Genomic DNA, 17,461 nt, shown 5'->3' on the forward strand with positions numbered 1-17,461 from the left:
CCCATTTTGGCTTTTACAAGAACCCGGGAGCAAATGACGTTTATTATGGCTGAAGTGAGATAACGCGTTTGGTTAATACATTGGAGAGGCGGCAAAACAGGGGAATGCTGATAGGATCATATAAAATAGGTGGTACGTCCTTGTACCTTTGGGTAGGAACACTTAAGGAAGCCATAACCGCACAGTGAATATGCATTAGTCATGATTTCCAAAAATCATTACCAACGATATTTGTTACGTGTTTCCCAGTCCTTTACTTCCGTTTCCGCGGCTTCTTTGCCGTAACCGTAACGTTCCTGGATCTTACCGATTAACTGATCGCGTTTACCTTCAACTACCGTCAGATCATCGTCAGTAAGCTTACCCCATTGTTCTTTCATTTTACCTTTGAACTGTTTCCAATTACCGCTGGCTTCATCTTTGTTCATCGGAGTTCTCCTTGGTTATCGGTTTCTCAGTCAACATCTGCCACTCCAGGTTTTGTTAGCGCATAGCGAGGACACGTATTGCGTCCCAAAACCTGCATGTCATAAGTTAACCCTATGTCTAAAGTATAGCAGGGGATTTGGCATAAGGTTTATTCAGCAGATGATTAGACCATATTGGCAGGGTTATAAACGCCGTATGGGCTATAAGGTGAAATAAAACAGTAGGTAGAAGGTATCAGCCCGTACACCGCTAATTGTAACTAAATATAAATACCGCTAGCGGCAGCGGACGCGCCGCGGCACTTTTATGGCGGCGAACCCGCATTCCGCGTCGCCGGTTATCCGCCATAAAATTCTCGCTGACGCGGGATAAGGGATATTCAGGATGCCATGGAGCACCGTGAGTTAAATCCAGTTGCCGTTGCGGATAACGCCGACCGCTAAACCTTCGATGGACATTTCCTGCTCGCGCAAATCGACAATAATGGGCGAAAACTCGCTGTTTTCCGGTAGCAACTCAACGATGTTACCGTGTCTTTTCAGGCGTTTTACCGTGACCTCGTCATTGATTCGCGCCACCACGACCTGACCATTATGGGCATCCTGGGTTTTATGCACCGCCAGCAGATCGCCGTCCATGATGCCGATATCCTTCATGGACATGCCGCTGACACGCAGCAGGAAATCCGCGTGGGGCTTAAACAGATCGGGATCGATCTGGTAATGGCTTTCGATATGCTGTTCGGCCAGCAGGGGTTCTCCGGCGGCCACGCGGCCGATCAGCGGCAGGCCGGTTTCTTCTTCTATCAATAACCGGATGCCGCGCGAGGCGCCGGAAACGATTTCAATGGCGCCCTTGCGCGCCAGCGCCTTAAGGTGCTCTTCGGCGGCGTTAGGGGATTTAAATCCCAGACGATGCGCGATTTCCGCCCGGGTCGGCGGCATGCCGGTTTGCGCAAGATGATCGCGGATGAGGTCAAATACCTCTTGTTGTCTGGCGGTTAATGCTTTCATTCCGTCCCCTGTTTGTTTATACAGTCTTTCTGTGAGTATATACAGGTCCGCAGCAATTGAAAACCACAAGCGTTGCAAAATGTGATAAAACCCTGCCGACGACCGGCCGCGCCGGCCATTTTAAGGAATATACCGCCATAACAGCGTTATCCACACGAACAGCGCCAAAACAATGGCCAGGGTCACCGCCGCCGAGCCCAGGTCCTTCGCCCGGCCAGAAAGTGGATGCAGCTCCGGCCCGATGCGATCCACCACCGCTTCAATAGCACTATTCACGATCTCAACGATCAGCACCAGCCATACCGAACCGATCAATAAAATCCGCGCCACGGGTTCTGGCTCCAGGTAACAGGCAAGGGCAATCGCCACCACGGCAACCACCACTTCCTGGCGAAAAGCGGCTTCATGCCGCCAGGCGGCGCGATATCCTTTTATGGAATAGCCCATGGCGTTAAAGATGCGCCGAAGTCCGTTGGTTTGGTTTGCCATAATTTTGCGCGCTAAAGAAAAATTGTGCCTATATTACCGTTTCTTCTCGTTCGCATCACCACAGATCTGTCGCGCGGTTTCTGGTATTCTTGTGGCGCAATGCTAACAAGAGGCTTCACGAAGATATGTCAGGCTGGCGTACTATTTATTATACGTTGTTGAATTTACCGCTCAGGCTACTGGTGCGGAGTAAAGCCATTCCCGCCAATCCCCGGCAAGAAGCCGGCTTGGACCCGCTGCGGCCAATGATGTATGTTTTGCCCTATAACTCCAAGACGGACCTGCTCACCCTGCGCGCGCAATGTCTGCAACTTGGGTTGTCCGATCCGCTGATACCACTGGAGATCGACGGCGTCGTCTTGCCGCGCTACGTCTTTATCCACGATGGCCCCCGTATTTTTCGCTATTTTTCCGAAAAACTGGAATCCGTGAAGCTGTTTCACGATTATCTGGATTTACATCGCAATAATCCGCAGCTTGATGTCCAGATGGTGCCGGTATCCGTTATGTTCGGACGATCGCCCGGCCGTGAAGCGCAGCAGAACCAGCCGGCGCCCCAGTTGCGCCTCCTCAATGGTTTCCAGAAGTTTATCGCCGTCTTGTGGTTGGGGCGCGACAGCTTTGTGCGTTTTTCCCGTCCGCTGTCCATGCGCTATATGGCGACCGAGCATGGCACCGATAAAACCATCGCGCAGAAGCTGGCACGCGTCGCCATGATTCATTTTGCCCGCCAACGCCTGGTGGCTGTGGGGCCGCGGCTGCCTGTCCGCCAGGATTTATTCAATAAGCTGCTGGCGTCCAAGGCGATTGAAAAAGCCGTGGAGGACGAAGCCCGCGCCAAAAAAATCTCGACTGATAAAGCGCAGCAAAACGCCATCGAGCTGATGGAAGAAATTGCGGCGGATTTTTCCTATGAAGCCGTGCGCTTGTCGGATCGGGTATTAAGCTGGACCTGGAACCGGCTATACCAGGGCCTGCACGTGCGCAATGCCGAACGCGTCCGGCAACTGGCCGAGGACGGCCATGAGATTGTCTATGTGCCCTGTCACCGCAGCCATATGGATTATCTGCTGCTGTCCTATGTCCTGTATCATCAGGGGCTGGTGCCGCCGCATATCGCCGCCGGCATTAACCTGAACTTCTGGCCGGCGGGTCCGATTTTTCGTCGGCTGGGCGCGTTTTTTATCCGGCGTACCTTCAAGGGCAATAAACTTTACTCCACCATATTCCGCGAATATCTGGGTGAGTTATTTACCCGGGGTTATTCGGTGGAATATTTTATGGAAGGCGGGCGGTCGCGTACCGGGCGCCTGCTCGATCCCAAGACCGGCACATTGACCATGACCATCCAGGCAATGCTGCGCGGCGGCAACCGGCCTATTACGCTGGTGCCCATCTATGTCGGCTATGAACATGTTATGGAAGTGGCGACCTACGCCAAGGAATTACGGGGCGCCACCAAGGAAAAAGAAGGCTTTGTGCAGATGGTGCGCGGTTTACGTAAGTTACGCAACCTGGGACAGGGTTATGTCAATTTTGGCGAGCCGCTGTCGTTAAGCGCCTATCTTAACCAGCAGGTACCGCACTGGCGTGATTCCATCGACCCCATCGAAGCCCAGCGTCCCGGCTGGCTGGCGCCGGCGGTGGATGACATCGCCGCGAAAATCATGGTGCGCATTAATAACGCCGCGGCGGCAAACGCCATCAACCTGTGTTCCACGGTGTTGCTGGCCTCCCGCCAGCGTTCGTTAACCCGCGAGCAGCTTTTGCAGCAGTTGGCCTGCTATCTGGAACTGATGCGCAATGTGCCCTACGCCGATGACGTCACGGTGCCGGACACCACGGCGCAGGACCTGTTGGAGCATGCCCTGGCGATGAACAAATTCAGCGTCGAGCAGGATACCATTGGCGATATCATCTACCTGTCCCGCGAGCAGGCGGTACTGATGACCTATTACCGCAATAATATCCAGCATCTGTTTATCCTGCCCGCGTTGGTCGCCAGTATCATTATCGGCCATCCCGGCATCGATCGCGCGCAGCTGGCACGCCGTATCGATTTGCTTTACCCACTGATGAAAGCCGAGCTGTTCATGCGCTACGAGACGTCGCAGCTCGGCCCGGTCATCGACGCGCTCATCGGGGAACTGTCGCGCCAGGAGCTGATTGCCGAGCGCGAGGGGCGGTTGTTCTTGAACCCTCCGCAATCATTTACCTTGCAACTGCTGGCGGCGGGCGTGCGCGAGACATTGCAACGGTATGCCATTACCTTTTCATTGCTGCGTTTTAATCCCCGGATCAATCGCGGCACATTGGAGAAGGAAAGCCGGATTATGGCCCAGCGACTTTCGGTGTTGCATGGCATCAACGCGCCGGAGTTTTTTGATAAAGCGGTATTCTCCACCCTGGTGGCGACGCTGCGGGATGAACATTATATTAGCGACACCGGCGATGCCATCGGCGAGAAGGTCAATGAGATGAGCGAAATCCTGAGCGAACTGATGACGCCGGAGGTACAGCTGACCATTAACAGCGCCAGCCTGCTGGCCGCAACGCCGGAAGACGCCTCCCCGTCCACGGTGTAAGAAAGCAACGGGCGTATGCCGACGCATCGCCCGTCTTTACCGCGCTGCTATAAACGGCCCTGGCCGAAAAAACTCAGGGCAATACCGATAAAAATCAGCATGCCCACCAGGTTATTGTTTAAAAAAGCTTTAAAACAGGCATCCCGTTCCCGCCGCGCGATCAGTTTTTGCTGATAGACAAATAACGCCCCCGCCAGCGCCAGGGACGTATAGAACATCACCCCCAGCGCAGACCGTATTCCCAGCCAGACCAGCAACAGCAGCGTCGCCGCTTGCAGCAGGCCGATAATCAGTTTGTCATGGCGCCCAAAAAGGATGGCGGTGGATTTGACGCCGATACGGATATCGTCATCGCGATCCACCATGGCGTACTGCGTATCGTACGCCACCGTCCAGAGGATATTGGCGGCAAACAGCAGCCAGCAGGAAAGAGGTAAGGACTCACTGACCGCCGCGTAGCCCATCGGTATCGACCAGCCGAACGCCGCGCCCAGCACCAGTTGCGGCAGATGGGTTACCCGCTTCATAAAGGGGTACGCCCAGGCCAGCGCCAGTCCCGCCACCGATAGCGCAATGGTCATGGTATTAAGCGTCAGCACCAGCCCAAACGACACCCCCACCAGGACCACAAAGATGATCTTGGCTTCTTTTTCGCTGATAAGACCGCTGGGCAAAGGGCGGGATGCCGTACGCTTGACGTGGCCGTCTATCTTGCGATCGGCATAATCATTGACGACACACCCCGCGGCGCGCATGAAAAACACCCCGAGGACAAATACCACCAGCGTGCCGAAAGCGGGCGTGCCGCTTCCCGCCAGCCATAAAGCCCACAGGGTCGGCCAAAGCAATAACAGAGAACCAATGGGTTTATCAATGCGCATCAGGCGGCACCAGGCCTGCCATTTGCCCATCGTGGCGCTTTGTTCCACTTATTTCTCCTTTACTTCATCATTCTCGCACGGCGCTTAACAATACAGCGGGGCTTGGGGTAAAAACAGTTCGGTCAGCAATAACGGCTTACCGTCCGGCCGCAGGCAGGAGCGCCGCGCCCACAGGCCGTCAGCGCGGCCCAGTTGGATAAAGTCCCGCTCCGGCGCCCGGCCGCGGAACAGCCAGCGGCCCAGGGGGATATCTCCCAGCGTGGTGAGCGCCCACTCCGCTCCGTTCATGGCGTTTTCGGGCACCAAGGTGCGGCCGGCCAGCCAGGGCCGTTCATCGCCGCATAAGACGATTTCGCGCAGCCAGTAGCGATCGCTTGGCGGCAACAGAGCGATATCGTCTCCCAGCGCCTGGGCCGGGAAATAACCTTCGCGGCCGCGGCGGATGGTAACCCGCCGGCAATGGCGCTCGAGGCGCCGGGTCATCGACCCTTGTTCCATCAACCAGTCCGCCAGGGCGGGCGATGGCGGCGGATCCTGGTCAGTCAGCCAGGTGATGGATGCCAATAAGGCGATAGAGGGATCGTCCGTCATCCTGTTCCCCATGGTTTCAGGTGGTCAGCTCCGATATTGTAGCTCAGAACGCCATTTTATTAACCTGCCGATGCGGGAAGAATGCGTTTCTTCAGGCGGCAATATACCGGTCGCCGGGCGCTAAGGCGCCGGCGGCAAAAAAAAGGCCTCCGCAGGGAGGCCGTTAAAATCAGATCTGCCCGCCGCTATTCCAGCGCCGGCGAACGTTCTTCGGTTAGACCGTACAGATAGTATTTCCGGCCGACCATCTGGCCGCCGTCACGCGTCAGCGGGATCCAGTTCAGCTGCGCCCGGCTGCGGTTCGGCGTCGGCGTCAGCAGATCCAACGGAATCGAGAGATAGAATCCTTTGGTAAACGACCCTTCGCCATAGTCCTCTTTGGAGACATTGGTAAAGGTGGCAAAGGCGCCGGCGGTGACCCCGCTGTCGAAGCGGCGCGAGACATCGAAGGTGACGCCCTTATCCTTGGCCAGGTATCGTCCGACGCTGGCTTTAACCAGTACGCCGTCCAAAAAGCCGGGCTGCCAGTAGCCGGTCAGGTTGCCGGTCGCCACGGTATAGTCGGCGAACTGCATCATATTGTCCCAGTCGCGCTGCTTGACGTAGTTACCGTCAAGACCCACCGCCCAGTTCTTGTCCAGCGGGCGATACAGTACTTCACCGCCGACGCCGCCGTACATCATTTCCAGGTAGCCGCCGTAGAGCTGGCCGTACCAGCCGTCGCCCAGGCGATCCATATAGGTGGTTTGCAGGTTGCTGATATAAACATCGTTCTGCACATATTCCCGAATCCGGGTACGGACGCGCGGCAAATGCGAGTCGCTCGGCGGCGCGGTGAACTTAAACCGGTCATAGTTATTGGTGATATTGCCGAACAGGGTACCGGAAGTCACCCAGTGGTCGGTCAGCCAATAATTGGCCGAGCCTTCGACGCCGATTTGATACATATAAAACGATTCCGGCCCGCCGAACGATTGGTTAAGCACCGGCGCCCAGCCAAGCTGCAGGCGGTCCCGTTCGATATAGTAACCCTGTTCGGCGTTTTTCGGCACATCCGGCTCGGTGCGGCGCTGCTTGAGCGGCTGCTCATGCCCCAGGGGGTAGCCCGCCAGCGTGTCTTGCAAACTCTTCACGTCGGTTTCCGTGGTCACCAGCGGCAGGTTCTGCCGGGTCTGGGTCACCTTCAGCTTATCGATATTCTCCGGCAGGTTATTGACCAGGATCCGATTGGCGCGATCGACACCCTCTGCATTATCCCGGTACTTATACTGCTCGCCGGTCATATACAAGGTGCGATCTTTAACCTGGATATGCGGGCCGGCAAAACCGGCGTTGCTGTCCATATCGGTCAGCTGCTGCGCCACCACCTGATGCTGGAGCATGTCGGTCTGCGGCTGCGGCGCATATGCCGGTTTTTCGCTGTCGCGGTGCTGCTGGGTCAGGTCGTTAAAGTTGGTGCGAAGCGTCACGCCGAACATCACGGTATTGCCGCGTTCATAGCTCAGGTTAAGATCCGTCCATTTGCCAAGCCGGTATATGGCGCCGACATTGACCGGCGAGTCCTGCTTCAGCCGGCCGGCAAAATCCCCTTCGTAATCATTGCCTTCATATTCCAGCTTAAGGCGCAGCGGCTGCCACGGCGTTTGGTATTCCACGCCGCCAAACAGCGAGGCCGGGCCATGGAAGAAGTCGCCGCCGTTAAATGAACCGGCGCTGCGGTGGGCATTATTGCGGGTACAGTAGCCATCGGAAACTTCGCAGAACGGGTTTTTCACATTGCCGCTATTGCCCAGGTAGCCCCAACCAAGCCCCAGGGTGAAGTCCAGGGGGCCCCAGGCTTTGCTGGCGGCGATAAACTCGCTGTCAAACAGGCCGGTACCGCCAAAATCACGGATACCCACCGATGTCTCGGGCAGCCAGTATCCTTCCTCCCATAACCGCAGCTTGAAATCGATGCCCTTATCTTTATAGGTTTGATCGCCGCTGAAGTTCTCATTGCCGCTGTATTGCCGGGTACGGACGTCGGTATAGCGGATAGTGCTTTCAAGCCAGGGGAACAGCTGCACGTTGATGGAATAAAAGCGGTACTGATCGTTATCCCGGTAGTTCAGGCTGAATTCACCGTCCTTCGCCATGCGCCCGGAGGGGGTTTGCAATAATCCGGCGCCGCCCATATCCATCTGCGATGGCCCCAGCGGCTCGGTATAGGAGGCCGCCTGGCAAGCGGAGGCCACTGACAGCGCGATGAGACTTAATAGATATTGTGTTTTCATCAGTCAGGGATCCGGTGTGTCAGCAAGGAAACAATTTTTTCGTTTACGTCCTGATAGGCCCGCGGCAATGACCACGAGGAAAAACCCACGTAAATCGCACTGCCCGGCGCCACTTCATTGTGGCGCCGGTTCCAGTAGGCCACCGGCACCGATTTGGCCTGCCCATCCGGCAGGATTATCCAGGCATAACTTCTTTCGGCTCCGCTCAGGCGCTGGTGGGTCTGCAGATAATCATCCGCATCGCGACCCACCTGAAACGGCTGTGAACCGGTGGGCGTCACCGCGCCGAACACATAAACGCTGGTCGGCTTAGCCAGCGTATACAGGCTGTAGTCGCCCACGAGCCTGCGGTTGGCGCCGGTCTGCAGGCGAATCACGTCCGCGTCCAGCGAGACGAACTGACGCCCGGTCACCTTCAGGGCGGCGATCTGGCCGCGCACCCGATCAACGGCATCGGCCAGATCCAAGTCGTTGTCCTGGCGGAAATCGGCGCTCAGGGCGCTCAGGCGCGCCAGCAATTGCCGCTGTTGCTCCTGCTGGACGGCGGTGGCCAGGTTTTCCGCGATAACGGTGCCGGGCCACCAGGTACGCCCGGCCAGTTTCGGATCCAGGGTCAGCTGCTGGAGGGTATTAATCCCCGTCAGGACCACGGGCTGCGATTGACCTGGAGAATAAACCGCCACACGACTGTCGGCTGCGGCGGAGGCAATAAAACCAGCACATAAACTCACTACGAGTAAGAGTTGTTTTTTCATGGCTTATAAGGATTTAAAGTGATGGTTTCAATCGGGAAATTACCCGGCCCGACATATTGTTGGGCTTTGCGCACGGCGCCGGTGCCTGGTTCGATCCAAAAGCGGTTTTGATAATGCGTGTTGAGCTCGGCCACCGTAACATCCTCATTGATGACGCGGTAGGCGTGCGGCGCATTCAATACGGTAATAGTCTCGGTGCCCGCCAGGGTGAAACGGGAGGTCAGGGTTGCCGAACGTAGTTGTTTATCTTCCGTCCAGGACTGGATGCGGGTCCATTCAGTGCCGTCGGTAATCCTTTGAGCGTGGGCCAGCGGATCGGAGGCCAGGTTGGTGACTTCGAGGAGATTATCGGGCAGGCCCAGGGTTTTGATCAGGCGACCATTGCGGGTCACCAGCATGGCTTTATCGCGCGAAACCCATTTTAAATCGCCGTTTTCGGCATAAGCCAAGACCATGAAGATCTGCGCGCCGTCATTGATGCGCGCGTAAATACTGGCGTAGGGAATGTCATGGACCTGCTCCGGCGTTAACTCAACGTCCGGCGTGCCGAACAGCGCCAGTTTGAATGTTTCACCAATACCTTGTTGCGACTGACTGCAAGCGGCCACCAGAAAGCACACCACCACCATAAATAAATAGCGCACGTCGTTTATCCCAAACGAAAGGAGACCAAAAAATAACCACACTTGCGTGTGGTTATCGAATAGTTATTATTACTGCACCGTTGAGGTGGTGGTGCCGGTACCGGTATTGCCATTACCGTCACCGTTATCGTCATTATGAGCGCCGATTAAGGCCACTCCAGCTAACAGTGCGACCGCACCAACGCCGACTGCCGTGGCAGCCCCGGCGCTCAGACCAGAAGCAGTCTCGGTGTTACCGCTACTGTTACCCGGCGTGGCAGCTAACGCATAAGAACCACTAGCCATCAACATTGCAGCCATTACTACACTAAACAGTTTATTCATATTTATTACCTTTGATTCATGAGGATGATGACTATAAAGCAATGAAATGATGATTTGCCTTATATAAGCATCATAAAGGAATATAATGCAATAAAATATATCTTGCATTCATCATCCCTGATTTAGCCGAAAAAATGCGCGACACCGCATTGGTACGCGGCAAAGTAGTGAAATGCCCTTTTTTGTTGCATAAAAGCAAAATTAATCACCAGTAATGCGATTTAGGGCACAATTTTTCGGTGAATGAGAAGTTCACGCCAAGGGGCAAAATCAGATAATTCCGCTGTCAGTACCTCAATGAGGAGGCTTATACGCCCAAAAGTATATAAGCCGTCTGCGTGTTTTAAAATAAGGCCTTAGAGCCGGTTTTTATATTCCCTGCCCGCAACGATGCGCCTTATTCTGAAAACAGGCGCGGTTAGTTTTTTAGGAAAATCCTTAAAGAGTGCCAAAAAGCCGCCAAGTAACAAACAGTTAACACCACGGCTGTTTTCTGCAACACCCGGCGAAAGCAGCGCAACCGCCGGGTATGCCGGCCTCCCGGCGGCCGTTCCCTGGCCGTCCTGCAAGGCCTTCGGCGCGTATCAGCCGCGCCAGTTTTTAAAGCGGTTAATCAGGCCATTGGTGGAGCTGTCATGGCTGGTGACCCGGTCATCGGCCGCCAGTTCCGGCAGGATCCGGTTCGCCAGCTGTTTACCCAGTTCCACGCCCCATTGGTCAAAGGTGTAGATGTTCAGGATAACGCCCTGGGTGAAGATTTTATGTTCATACAGCGCAATCAGCGCGCCCAGGCTGTAAGGGGTGATTTCCCTGAGCAGTATGGAATTGGTCGGCCGATTGCCGGCGAAGACTTTGAAAGGCGCCACGTGCCCGACCTGATCCGGGGTTTTACCCGCCGCCGCGAATTCGTCCTCGACCACCTGCAAAGATTTACCAAACGCCAGGGCCTCGGTTTGCGCAAAGAAGTTCGACAGCAGCTTGGCGTGATGATCGCTGAGCGGATTATGGCTTATCGCCGGGGCGATAAAATCGCAGGGAACCACTTTGGTGCCCTGGTGAATCAGCTGGTAAAAGGCATGCTGGCCGTTGGTGCCCGGTTCACCCCAAATAATCGGGCCGGTTTGGTAATCCACCGGATGGCCGTTGCGATCCACGTACTTGCCGTTGGACTCCATATTACCCTGCTGGAAATACGCGGGGAAACGGTGCATATACTGATCGTAGGGCAGGATGGCTTCTGTTTCCATGCCGTAGAAATTGTTATACCAAATGCCGATCAAGGCCAGCAGCACCGGCAGGTTTTGTTCCGCCGGGGTGTCCCGGAAATGACGATCCATGGCATGGGCGCCGCTGAGCAGCTGTTCAAAATTGTCAAAACCCACGGACAGGGCAATGGACAGGCCGATGGCCGACCACAGGGAATAACGGCCGCCGACCCAGTCCCAGAACTCAAACATATTGTCGGTATCGATGCCGAATTCACCCACGGCCTTGGCATTGGTGGACAGGGCGGCAAAGTGCCTGGCGACGTGTTTTTCATCGCCGGCGGTCTGCAGGAACCAATCGCGCGCGCTGTGGGCGTTGGTCATGGTTTCCTGGGTGGTAAAGGTTTTCGACGCCACCAGGAACAGGGTGGTGGCCGGGTCGAGGTGCTTGACCGTTTCGGCGATATGGGTGCCGTCGACATTGGATACGAAGTGCATGGTCAGGTGGTTTTTAAACGGGCGCAGCGCTTCGGTCGCCATATAAGGCCCGAGATCCGAGCCGCCGATACCGATATTCACCACGTCAGTGATCGCTTTGCCGGTATAGCCTTTCCATTCACCGCCGATGACCCGGTGGCAGAATTGCTTGATCTTGGCCAATACCGCGTTCACATCCGGCATCACGTCTTTGCCGTCCACCAGGATCGGCGTGTTGCTGCGGTTACGCAGGGCCACGTGCAACACCGCGCGATCTTCGGTGCGGTTGATCTTTTCACCGGAGAACATCGACTTGATAGCCCCGTCGAGATCGCACTCCCGGGCCAGGGCCTGCAATTTTTCCAGCGTTTCATGGGTAATGCGATTTTTGGAATAATCGACCAGCATCTGGTCGTCAAAGGTGGCGGAGAAGGTGTCGAAACGGGAGTTGTCCCTGGCGAACAGTTCGCTGATGGTAACATCCTTCATGTGTTCAAAATGCTGCTGCAGCGCTTTCCAGGCCGCGGTGTGGCTAGGGTTTATGTTTTTCATAGGCAACGCTCTTATTGAGAATAAAAAGACGTGATGACAATGATTGTATCGCGTAGCTCACGAGTTGCGACCCCTTTTCTTGCGATTGCCCTCTTTTCAGGATAAATGCGTTTGCATCATGCGCTGCCCGTTGACACCGGGGTAATTACCCGCTATTTGTAAGGTCCTAGTAGCGCACCCGTTGCGTGAACCAGAAGAGGCGCGTCGCCCAGGCAAGGTTTCGGAGGATCCGTTTTCCGCTGATGAAACCCAAGGGGGAGCGACGCCGAGGCAGCGTACGGCAAACGGGCCGGCGTTACCGGCCGCATGGGCTGAATCCCATGGGTTGTCACCGGCATTTTCGCCATTGGCGATAGGCACGGTGGGGCGCTTCTGGGTGTACCGTAGTCTTCTACGCCTGCTCCCTGTTTCCCGCCCCTGACTCGTGCCAAAAGCTTAATATGTTGTCATCAAGGATGGCATCCTGACACGAGGCATTAGAGGCATTAATAGCATGGCAGAATCAATACAGTCCCCTATCGTGGCGAAGTTCGGCGGCACCAGCGTCGCCGATTACGACGCGATGAACCGCAGCGCGGATATCGTGCTGTCCAATGCCGCCGTCCGTCTGGTGGTGTTGTCCGCCTCGGCGGGCGTCACCAATTTGCTGGTGGCGCTGGCTGAAGGCAAAGAACCCGAGCGCCGCGCCTTTCATCTGGATGAAATCCGCCGCATCCAGTATGCCATTATCGACCGGCTGGCCGATTCGCGGGTGATTCGCGAGGAAATTGACCGCATGCTCGATAATATCGCCATGCTGTCCGAGGCGGCGGGCCTCGCCACATCCCATGCCCTGACCGATGAGCTGGTCAGCCACGGCGAACTGATGTCGACGCTGCTGTTCGTTGAGGTGCTGCGCCAGCGCCAGGCGCAGGCCCAATGGTTCGATATTCGCAAGGTGATGCGTACCAATGACCGTTTCGGCCATGCCGAGCCGGAGATCGCCGTCCTGAAGGAATTAACCCAAAGCCTGCTGCTGCCGCGCATCGACGCGGCGCTGATCATTACCCAGGGCTTTATCGGCAGTGAGGCCAAAGGGCGCACCACCACGTTGGGACGGGGCGGCAGCGATTATACCGCCGCCCTGCTGGGCGAAGCGCTGCAGGCCCAGCGCATCGACATCTGGACCGATGTGCCCGGTATCTATACCACCGACCCGCGCGTCGTGCCCGAGGCCAAGCGCATTGATGAAATCAGTTTCGAGGAGGCGGCGGAAATGGCCACCTTCGGCGCCAAAATCCTGCATCCGGCCACCTTGTTGCCGGCGGTGCGCAGCGATATTCCGGTTTTTGTCGGGTCCAGTAAGGACCCTCATGCCGGCGGCACCCTGGTGTGCAATAAAACGCCCAATCCACCGCTGTTCCGCGCCATTGCCCTGCGCCGCCGGCAAACGCTGCTGACCCTGCACAGTCTGAATATGCTGCAGGCGCGCGGATTCCTGGCCGAAGTGTTCAATATCCTGGCGCGCCATTATATTTCCGTGGATTTGATTACCACGTCCGAGGTGAGCGTGGCGCTGACCATGGACACCACGGGATCGACTTCGTCCAGCGCCAGCCTGTTGACCACGTCCCTGCTGACGGAACTCTCATCCCTGTGCCGGGTGGAGGTTGAAGAGAACCTGGCGCTGATCGCCCTGATCGGCAATAAGCTCTCCCAGGCCTGCGGGGTGGGTAAAGATGTATTTGGCGTACTGGACCCGTTTAATATCCGGCTGATCTGCTATGGCGCCAGCAGCCATAACCTGTGCCTGCTGGTGCCGGGACAGGACGCGGAACAAGTGGTCAAGACCCTGCACCACAACCTGTTTGGTTGACGTTATCCCCGCACGGGCGCGCGGGCGCCCGGACCAACCAGGGATGACGGGCCTTTAGAGCGGGGTGGATGCCTTGTCGCGCCGCTCCTCATTCTCTTCCGCCTCGTCCTCTTCATTGAGTTCCAACGCGTTATAGGCCACCGAACAGAATAGGGAGTTCATCCGCTTCATATCCCCGAGCAGCCCAAGGTGCAGCGAACTGGTTTCCAGGCTCTGCACATTTTGCTGATGGAGGCGATCCACATGGGCATGGGCATAGCGCCGGTCGGTAATGCGAAACCGATGTTTGGCGCGGCGCAGGCGCCGCGCGCTGGTGATATCGCCGGTCAGGAACACCGACAGGCTCAGGCGCAGGTTGGACATCAGCTGTTCGTGCAGCGTATCAAGCTCCTGCAGCCCCTCGGTGGAAAAGGCCCGGCGCGTGGCCAGAGACTTGGCGGCCACATCCCCGGCCATGCGCTCGATAATATCCCCGGCCTGTTCCAGGTTGAGCGCCATTTCGATAATCTCGGCCCAGCGGCGGGAATCCGCTTCCTCCAGATCCTCTTTCGGCATCTGGGCCAGATAGAGTTTGATGGCGGTGTACAGCACGTCGACATCATCATCCAGCCGGCGTATTTCCCGGTCTTTATTCGGCTGGCCGTGCAGCACTTCACGAAGCAGCAGCAGCATGCTTTCCACCACATCGCCCATGCGCAGTGTTTCCCGCGAGGCATTGGCCAGCGCCAGCGCGGGCGTATCCAGGGCGCTGGTATCCAGATGACGCGGGCGCACGCCCACGTCGCCGACCGCCGTATCGCCGATCCATTGTGTACATAAGCGCGCCATCGGCCCGGCGAACGGCACCAGGAGCAGGCAGCGAATCAGGTTATAAAAAACATGGAAATAGATCACCAGCTCCGAGGCGCTGACCGGCAGGCGCCCAAGCAGGCCGGCCAGGAATGAGATGGCCGGCAATACCACCAAGCCGCCCACCAGCTTGAACAGCAGGCTGCCCAGCGCCACGCGTTTGCCTTCCGCGTTTTGCCCGCTGGCGTTGATCATCGCCAGGATGCCGCTGCCCAGGTTGGCGCCGATAACCAGGCACAGGGCCACCTTAAAGGAAATCACATCGGTGGCGGTCAGCGTCGCGGTCAGCAGCACCGCCGCCAGGCTTGAGTAGCTGATAATGGCGAACAGCGCGCCGAGCAGGGCGTCGAGCACCACATCGCCGGTCAGTGATGAGAACAGCACCTTGACGCCGTTGGCCTGGGTAATGGGGGTCGAGGCGGCGACAATCAGCTCCAGCGCCAGCAGGATCAGGCCCAGGCCGATACACACCCGGCCTATCTGGCCGACGCGCGATTGCTTACGGCTCAGGAACAGGCAGACGCCGATAAAGATCAGCAGGGGGGAGAGCCAGGATAAGTCAAACGTCAGCACCCGGGCCATCAGCGCGGTACCGACATCGGCGCCCAGGATAATCACCAGGGCCGGCGTCAGCGCCACCAGGCCCTGGGCGACAAACGAGGTGACCAGCATTGCCGTGGCGTTACTGCTTTGGACCAGCGCCGTAACGCCGATGCCCGCCATGAACGCCATCGGTTTTTTTTCTACGCTTCTGCTCAGCACCTGCCGCAGGCGGGCACCGTAGACACGCATGATCCCGGTACGGACAATATGCGTCCCCCAAACCAGCAGCGCTACCGCGGAAAGCAGATGCAACAATGTTAACACGCTTCTTACAACTCCTTGATGACCCACTATTTACCATTGCAAAACCGGCCATCCAGCCTGTTGTGCATGCCGAAGCAGGATACCGTCGGGATTAACGGCATAAGGATAACCCACCTGACTTAATAACGGCAGGTCATTACACGAGTCGGAATAAAAGCTGGCCTGCGCCAACATTGACTCCTTGCCCTCGATCAGGTCCAGCAGCCTGGACACTTTCCCCTCCCGATAAGTTAATACGCCACAGGTTTTACCGGTATAAGAATCGTCATAAACTTCAAGTTGTATCGACAAGGTTTCAGCGACGCCGAAGCGGCGCGCAATCGGCGTCACCAAATGTTCGCCGGACGCCGAAATAATAACGTTCCGATCCCCGCGGCGTTGATGTTCGGCGATACAGCGCCGGGCGGGCTCACGTATGCAGGGAACGATCGCCTCGTCGATAAAGGCCTCCACGCACTGCGCCACTTCATCCGTAGAACGGCCGATCAGCGGCTCCAGGGTAAACGACATATATTCTTCCATGGATAATGTCCCCTGCCGGTACTGTAGCATTAATGCCTGTTCCCGTTGCACAAATCCGTCGCGTTGCGCCCAGCCCAGCGTCAGCATGTACTGGCTCCACAGGCTGGCGCAGTCTCCATCAATCAGTGTGTCATCCAAATCAAATAACGCCAGGCTCATGCCACCTCACATAATGTCGTTATATCTAACTGTAGACCAACCGGCGTGCCATTTGGGTGCAGATCGGCCACCGATCGGTTCAACACATCCACCAGCAGTTCGACCCCCTGCGCCGACACGCGATAACGGATCACATTACCCAACAGGCTGTGGCCGTCGACGCGCGCGCTAATGCCCTGCCCGGCCGGCAACAGCATAATAGACTCAGGCCGCACGGCGACCCGGCCCCGCCAGCCGCGCCCGGTCAACAGCGCGGCCTGATCCGGGCTTAACAGGTTATAACTGCCGATAAACCCGGCGGCAAAGGCGTCCACCGGCTGGGTATAAAGCGTTTCGGCGCTGCCGTTTTGCACGATTTTACCTTTATTCATCAGCACCACGCGGTCGGATAAGGTCAGCGCTTCTTCCTGATCGTGCGTAACAAAAATGGCGGTCAGCCGCAATTCTTGCTGAATACGCCGGATTTGGTCGCGCAAATGCTTGCGGATGCGGGCATCCAGGGCCGATAGCGGCTCATCCAGCAGCAGCAGCCGGGGACGGGTGACGAGCGAACGCGCCAGAGCCACCCGCTGGCATTGGCCGCCGGAGAGCTGATGCGGATACCGGTGGGCGAACTCATGCAGTTCCACCAGTTCCAGCACCTCGTTGACGCGGCGCGTGATCTCGGTCGCCGCCAGCTTTTGCATTTTCAGGCCAAAGGCCACGTTGCCGGTGACCGTCATATTCGGGAACAACGCATAGCTCTGGAATACCATGCCGATACCGCGGTCCTGGGGCGACAACGGCACTAAATCCGCGCCTTGCAACAAGATTTGCCCACTGTCCACCGGCGTCAGGCCCGCCAGGCAACGCAACAGGGTAGACTTGCCGCAGCCGCTCGGCCCGAGCAGGGTAACAAATTCGCCTTCCGCAGCATCGAAATCGATATTTTCGAACACCTGGGTCGGACCATAATGTTTATTAAGCTGTTTTACCGCCAGATAAGACATGA

Annotated in this window: 15 protein-coding genes and 1 riboswitch; of the genes, 2 read left to right on the top strand and 13 right to left on the bottom strand. The window is 56.9% G+C overall.

Features of this window, described 5'->3' with window-relative positions; genetic code table 11:
- Positions 1-218: 218 nt before the first annotated feature.
- The 3 genes from ACL2XN_RS16335 to ACL2XN_RS16345 form a co-directional block, all read right to left on the bottom strand.
- On the bottom strand, positions 219-428 hold the full coding sequence (locus ACL2XN_RS16335; protein ID WP_410012623.1) for a CsbD family protein: 210 nt from the start codon (positions 426-428) through the stop codon (positions 219-221).
- Positions 429-833: 405 nt separating this feature from the next.
- Positions 834-1,442 (bottom strand): transcriptional repressor LexA, encoded by a 609-nt coding sequence (gene lexA, locus ACL2XN_RS16340; RefSeq protein ID WP_410012624.1) that lies wholly within the window; start codon positions 1,440-1,442, stop codon positions 834-836.
- 120 nt (positions 1,443-1,562) lie between these two features.
- Positions 1,563-1,931 (bottom strand): diacylglycerol kinase, encoded by a 369-nt coding sequence (locus ACL2XN_RS16345; protein WP_410012625.1) that lies wholly within the window; start codon positions 1,929-1,931, stop codon positions 1,563-1,565.
- A gap of 125 nt (positions 1,932-2,056) precedes the next feature.
- On the opposite strand from ACL2XN_RS16345, the gene plsB reads away from it, so the two are divergent.
- The gene (plsB, locus tag ACL2XN_RS16350) at positions 2,057-4,516 is read left to right on the top strand and encodes a glycerol-3-phosphate 1-O-acyltransferase PlsB (RefSeq protein ID WP_413727378.1); all 2,460 of its coding nucleotides are present in this window, start codon (positions 2,057-2,059) and stop codon (positions 4,514-4,516) included.
- A gap of 47 nt (positions 4,517-4,563) precedes the next feature.
- Here plsB and ubiA read toward each other — a convergent pair whose 3' ends face one another.
- The 7 genes from ubiA to pgi form a co-directional block, all read right to left on the bottom strand.
- The gene (gene ubiA, locus ACL2XN_RS16355; RefSeq protein WP_410016660.1) at positions 4,564-5,427 is read right to left on the bottom strand and encodes a 4-hydroxybenzoate octaprenyltransferase; all 864 of its coding nucleotides are present in this window, start codon (positions 5,425-5,427) and stop codon (positions 4,564-4,566) included.
- A 54-nt stretch (positions 5,428-5,481) separates the two neighbouring features.
- A complete protein-coding gene (gene ubiC, locus ACL2XN_RS16360; protein WP_413727379.1) occupies positions 5,482-5,988 on the bottom strand; it encodes a chorismate lyase in 507 nt (168 codons plus the stop codon).
- 185 nt (positions 5,989-6,173) lie between these two features.
- Entirely contained in the window at positions 6,174-8,261 is a 2,088-nt protein-coding gene (locus ACL2XN_RS16365) for a YjbH domain-containing protein (RefSeq protein ID WP_413729089.1), read from the bottom strand.
- Positions 8,261-9,016, bottom strand: a complete 756-nt coding sequence (locus ACL2XN_RS16370; RefSeq protein WP_410012629.1) for a capsule biosynthesis GfcC D2 domain-containing protein — start codon at positions 9,014-9,016, stop codon at positions 8,261-8,263. Before ACL2XN_RS16370 ends, ACL2XN_RS16365 begins: the two co-directional genes overlap by 1 nt.
- A complete protein-coding gene (locus ACL2XN_RS16375) occupies positions 9,013-9,660 on the bottom strand; it encodes a YjbF family lipoprotein (RefSeq protein ID WP_410012630.1) in 648 nt (215 codons plus the stop codon). The genes ACL2XN_RS16370 and ACL2XN_RS16375 overlap by 4 nt, the downstream gene beginning before the upstream one ends.
- 69 nt (positions 9,661-9,729) lie before the next feature.
- On the bottom strand, positions 9,730-10,092 hold the full coding sequence (gene yjbE, locus ACL2XN_RS16380; protein WP_410012631.1) for an exopolysaccharide production protein YjbE: 363 nt from the start codon (positions 10,090-10,092) through the stop codon (positions 9,730-9,732).
- A gap of 476 nt (positions 10,093-10,568) precedes the next feature.
- Complete coding sequence (gene pgi, locus ACL2XN_RS16385) at positions 10,569-12,218, bottom strand: glucose-6-phosphate isomerase (RefSeq protein ID WP_410012632.1); 1,650 nt, start codon at positions 12,216-12,218, stop codon at positions 10,569-10,571.
- Positions 12,219-12,404: 186 nt separating this feature from the next.
- Positions 12,405-12,598, top strand: a riboswitch (Lysine riboswitch).
- Between the two features lie 113 nt (positions 12,599-12,711).
- Between pgi and lysC the strand changes: the two genes are divergently transcribed.
- Complete coding sequence (lysC, locus tag ACL2XN_RS16390; RefSeq protein ID WP_413729090.1) at positions 12,712-14,073, top strand: lysine-sensitive aspartokinase 3; 1,362 nt, start codon at positions 12,712-12,714, stop codon at positions 14,071-14,073.
- Positions 14,074-14,127: 54 nt separating this feature from the next.
- Here the strand turns inward: lysC and ACL2XN_RS16395 are convergent, their stop codons facing one another.
- From ACL2XN_RS16395 to ACL2XN_RS16405, 3 genes are read right to left on the bottom strand one after another with little or no spacing between them, the layout of a single operon-like run.
- Positions 14,128-15,789, bottom strand: coding sequence for a Na/Pi cotransporter family protein (locus ACL2XN_RS16395; RefSeq protein WP_410012634.1), 1,662 nt, complete (start codon positions 15,787-15,789; stop codon positions 14,128-14,130).
- Positions 15,790-15,819: 30 nt separating this feature from the next.
- The gene (locus ACL2XN_RS16400) at positions 15,820-16,470 is read right to left on the bottom strand and encodes an HAD family hydrolase (protein ID WP_410012635.1); all 651 of its coding nucleotides are present in this window, start codon (positions 16,468-16,470) and stop codon (positions 15,820-15,822) included.
- Positions 16,467-17,459, bottom strand: a complete 993-nt coding sequence (locus ACL2XN_RS16405; protein ID WP_410012636.1) for an ABC transporter ATP-binding protein — start codon at positions 17,457-17,459, stop codon at positions 16,467-16,469. The genes ACL2XN_RS16400 and ACL2XN_RS16405 overlap by 4 nt, the downstream gene beginning before the upstream one ends.
- Between the last annotated feature and the right edge of the window lie 2 nt (positions 17,460-17,461).

The organism is Sodalis sp. RH22 (assembly GCF_047324165.1).
Classification (GTDB): Bacteria; Pseudomonadota; Gammaproteobacteria; order Enterobacterales; family Enterobacteriaceae; genus Acerihabitans.

Bases quoted from the DNA above. Each gene is read 5' to 3' on its own strand.
- ACL2XN_RS16335 (WP_410012623.1), bottom strand. From the start codon at position 428: ATGAACAAAGATGAAGCCAGCGGTAATTGGAAACAGTTCAAAGGTAAA.
- lexA (WP_410012624.1), bottom strand. From the start codon at position 1,442: ATGAAAGCATTAACCGCCAGACAACAAGAGGTATTTGACCTCATCCGC.
- ACL2XN_RS16345 (WP_410012625.1), bottom strand. From the start codon at position 1,931: ATGGCAAACCAAACCAACGGACTTCGGCGCATCTTTAACGCCATGGGC.
- plsB (WP_413727378.1), top strand. From the start codon at position 2,057: ATGTCAGGCTGGCGTACTATTTATTATACGTTGTTGAATTTACCGCTC.
- ubiA (WP_410016660.1), bottom strand. From the start codon at position 5,427: ATGGGCAAATGGCAGGCCTGGTGCCGCCTGATGCGCATTGATAAACCC.
- ubiC (WP_413727379.1), bottom strand. From the start codon at position 5,988: ATGACGGACGATCCCTCTATCGCCTTATTGGCATCCATCACCTGGCTG.
- ACL2XN_RS16365 (WP_413729089.1), bottom strand. From the start codon at position 8,261: ATGAAAACACAATATCTATTAAGTCTCATCGCGCTGTCAGTGGCCTCC.
- ACL2XN_RS16370 (WP_410012629.1), bottom strand. From the start codon at position 9,016: ATGAAAAAACAACTCTTACTCGTAGTGAGTTTATGTGCTGGTTTTATT.
- yjbE (WP_410012631.1), bottom strand. From the start codon at position 10,092: ATGCAAGATATATTTTATTGCATTATATTCCTTTATGATGCTTATATA.
- pgi (WP_410012632.1), bottom strand. From the start codon at position 12,218: ATGAAAAACATAAACCCTAGCCACACCGCGGCCTGGAAAGCGCTGCAG.
- lysC (WP_413729090.1), top strand. From the start codon at position 12,712: ATGGCAGAATCAATACAGTCCCCTATCGTGGCGAAGTTCGGCGGCACC.
- ACL2XN_RS16400 (WP_410012635.1), bottom strand. From the start codon at position 16,470: ATGAGCCTGGCGTTATTTGATTTGGATGACACACTGATTGATGGAGAC.
- ACL2XN_RS16405 (WP_410012636.1), bottom strand. From the start codon at position 17,459: ATGTCTTATCTGGCGGTAAAACAGCTTAATAAACATTATGGTCCGACC.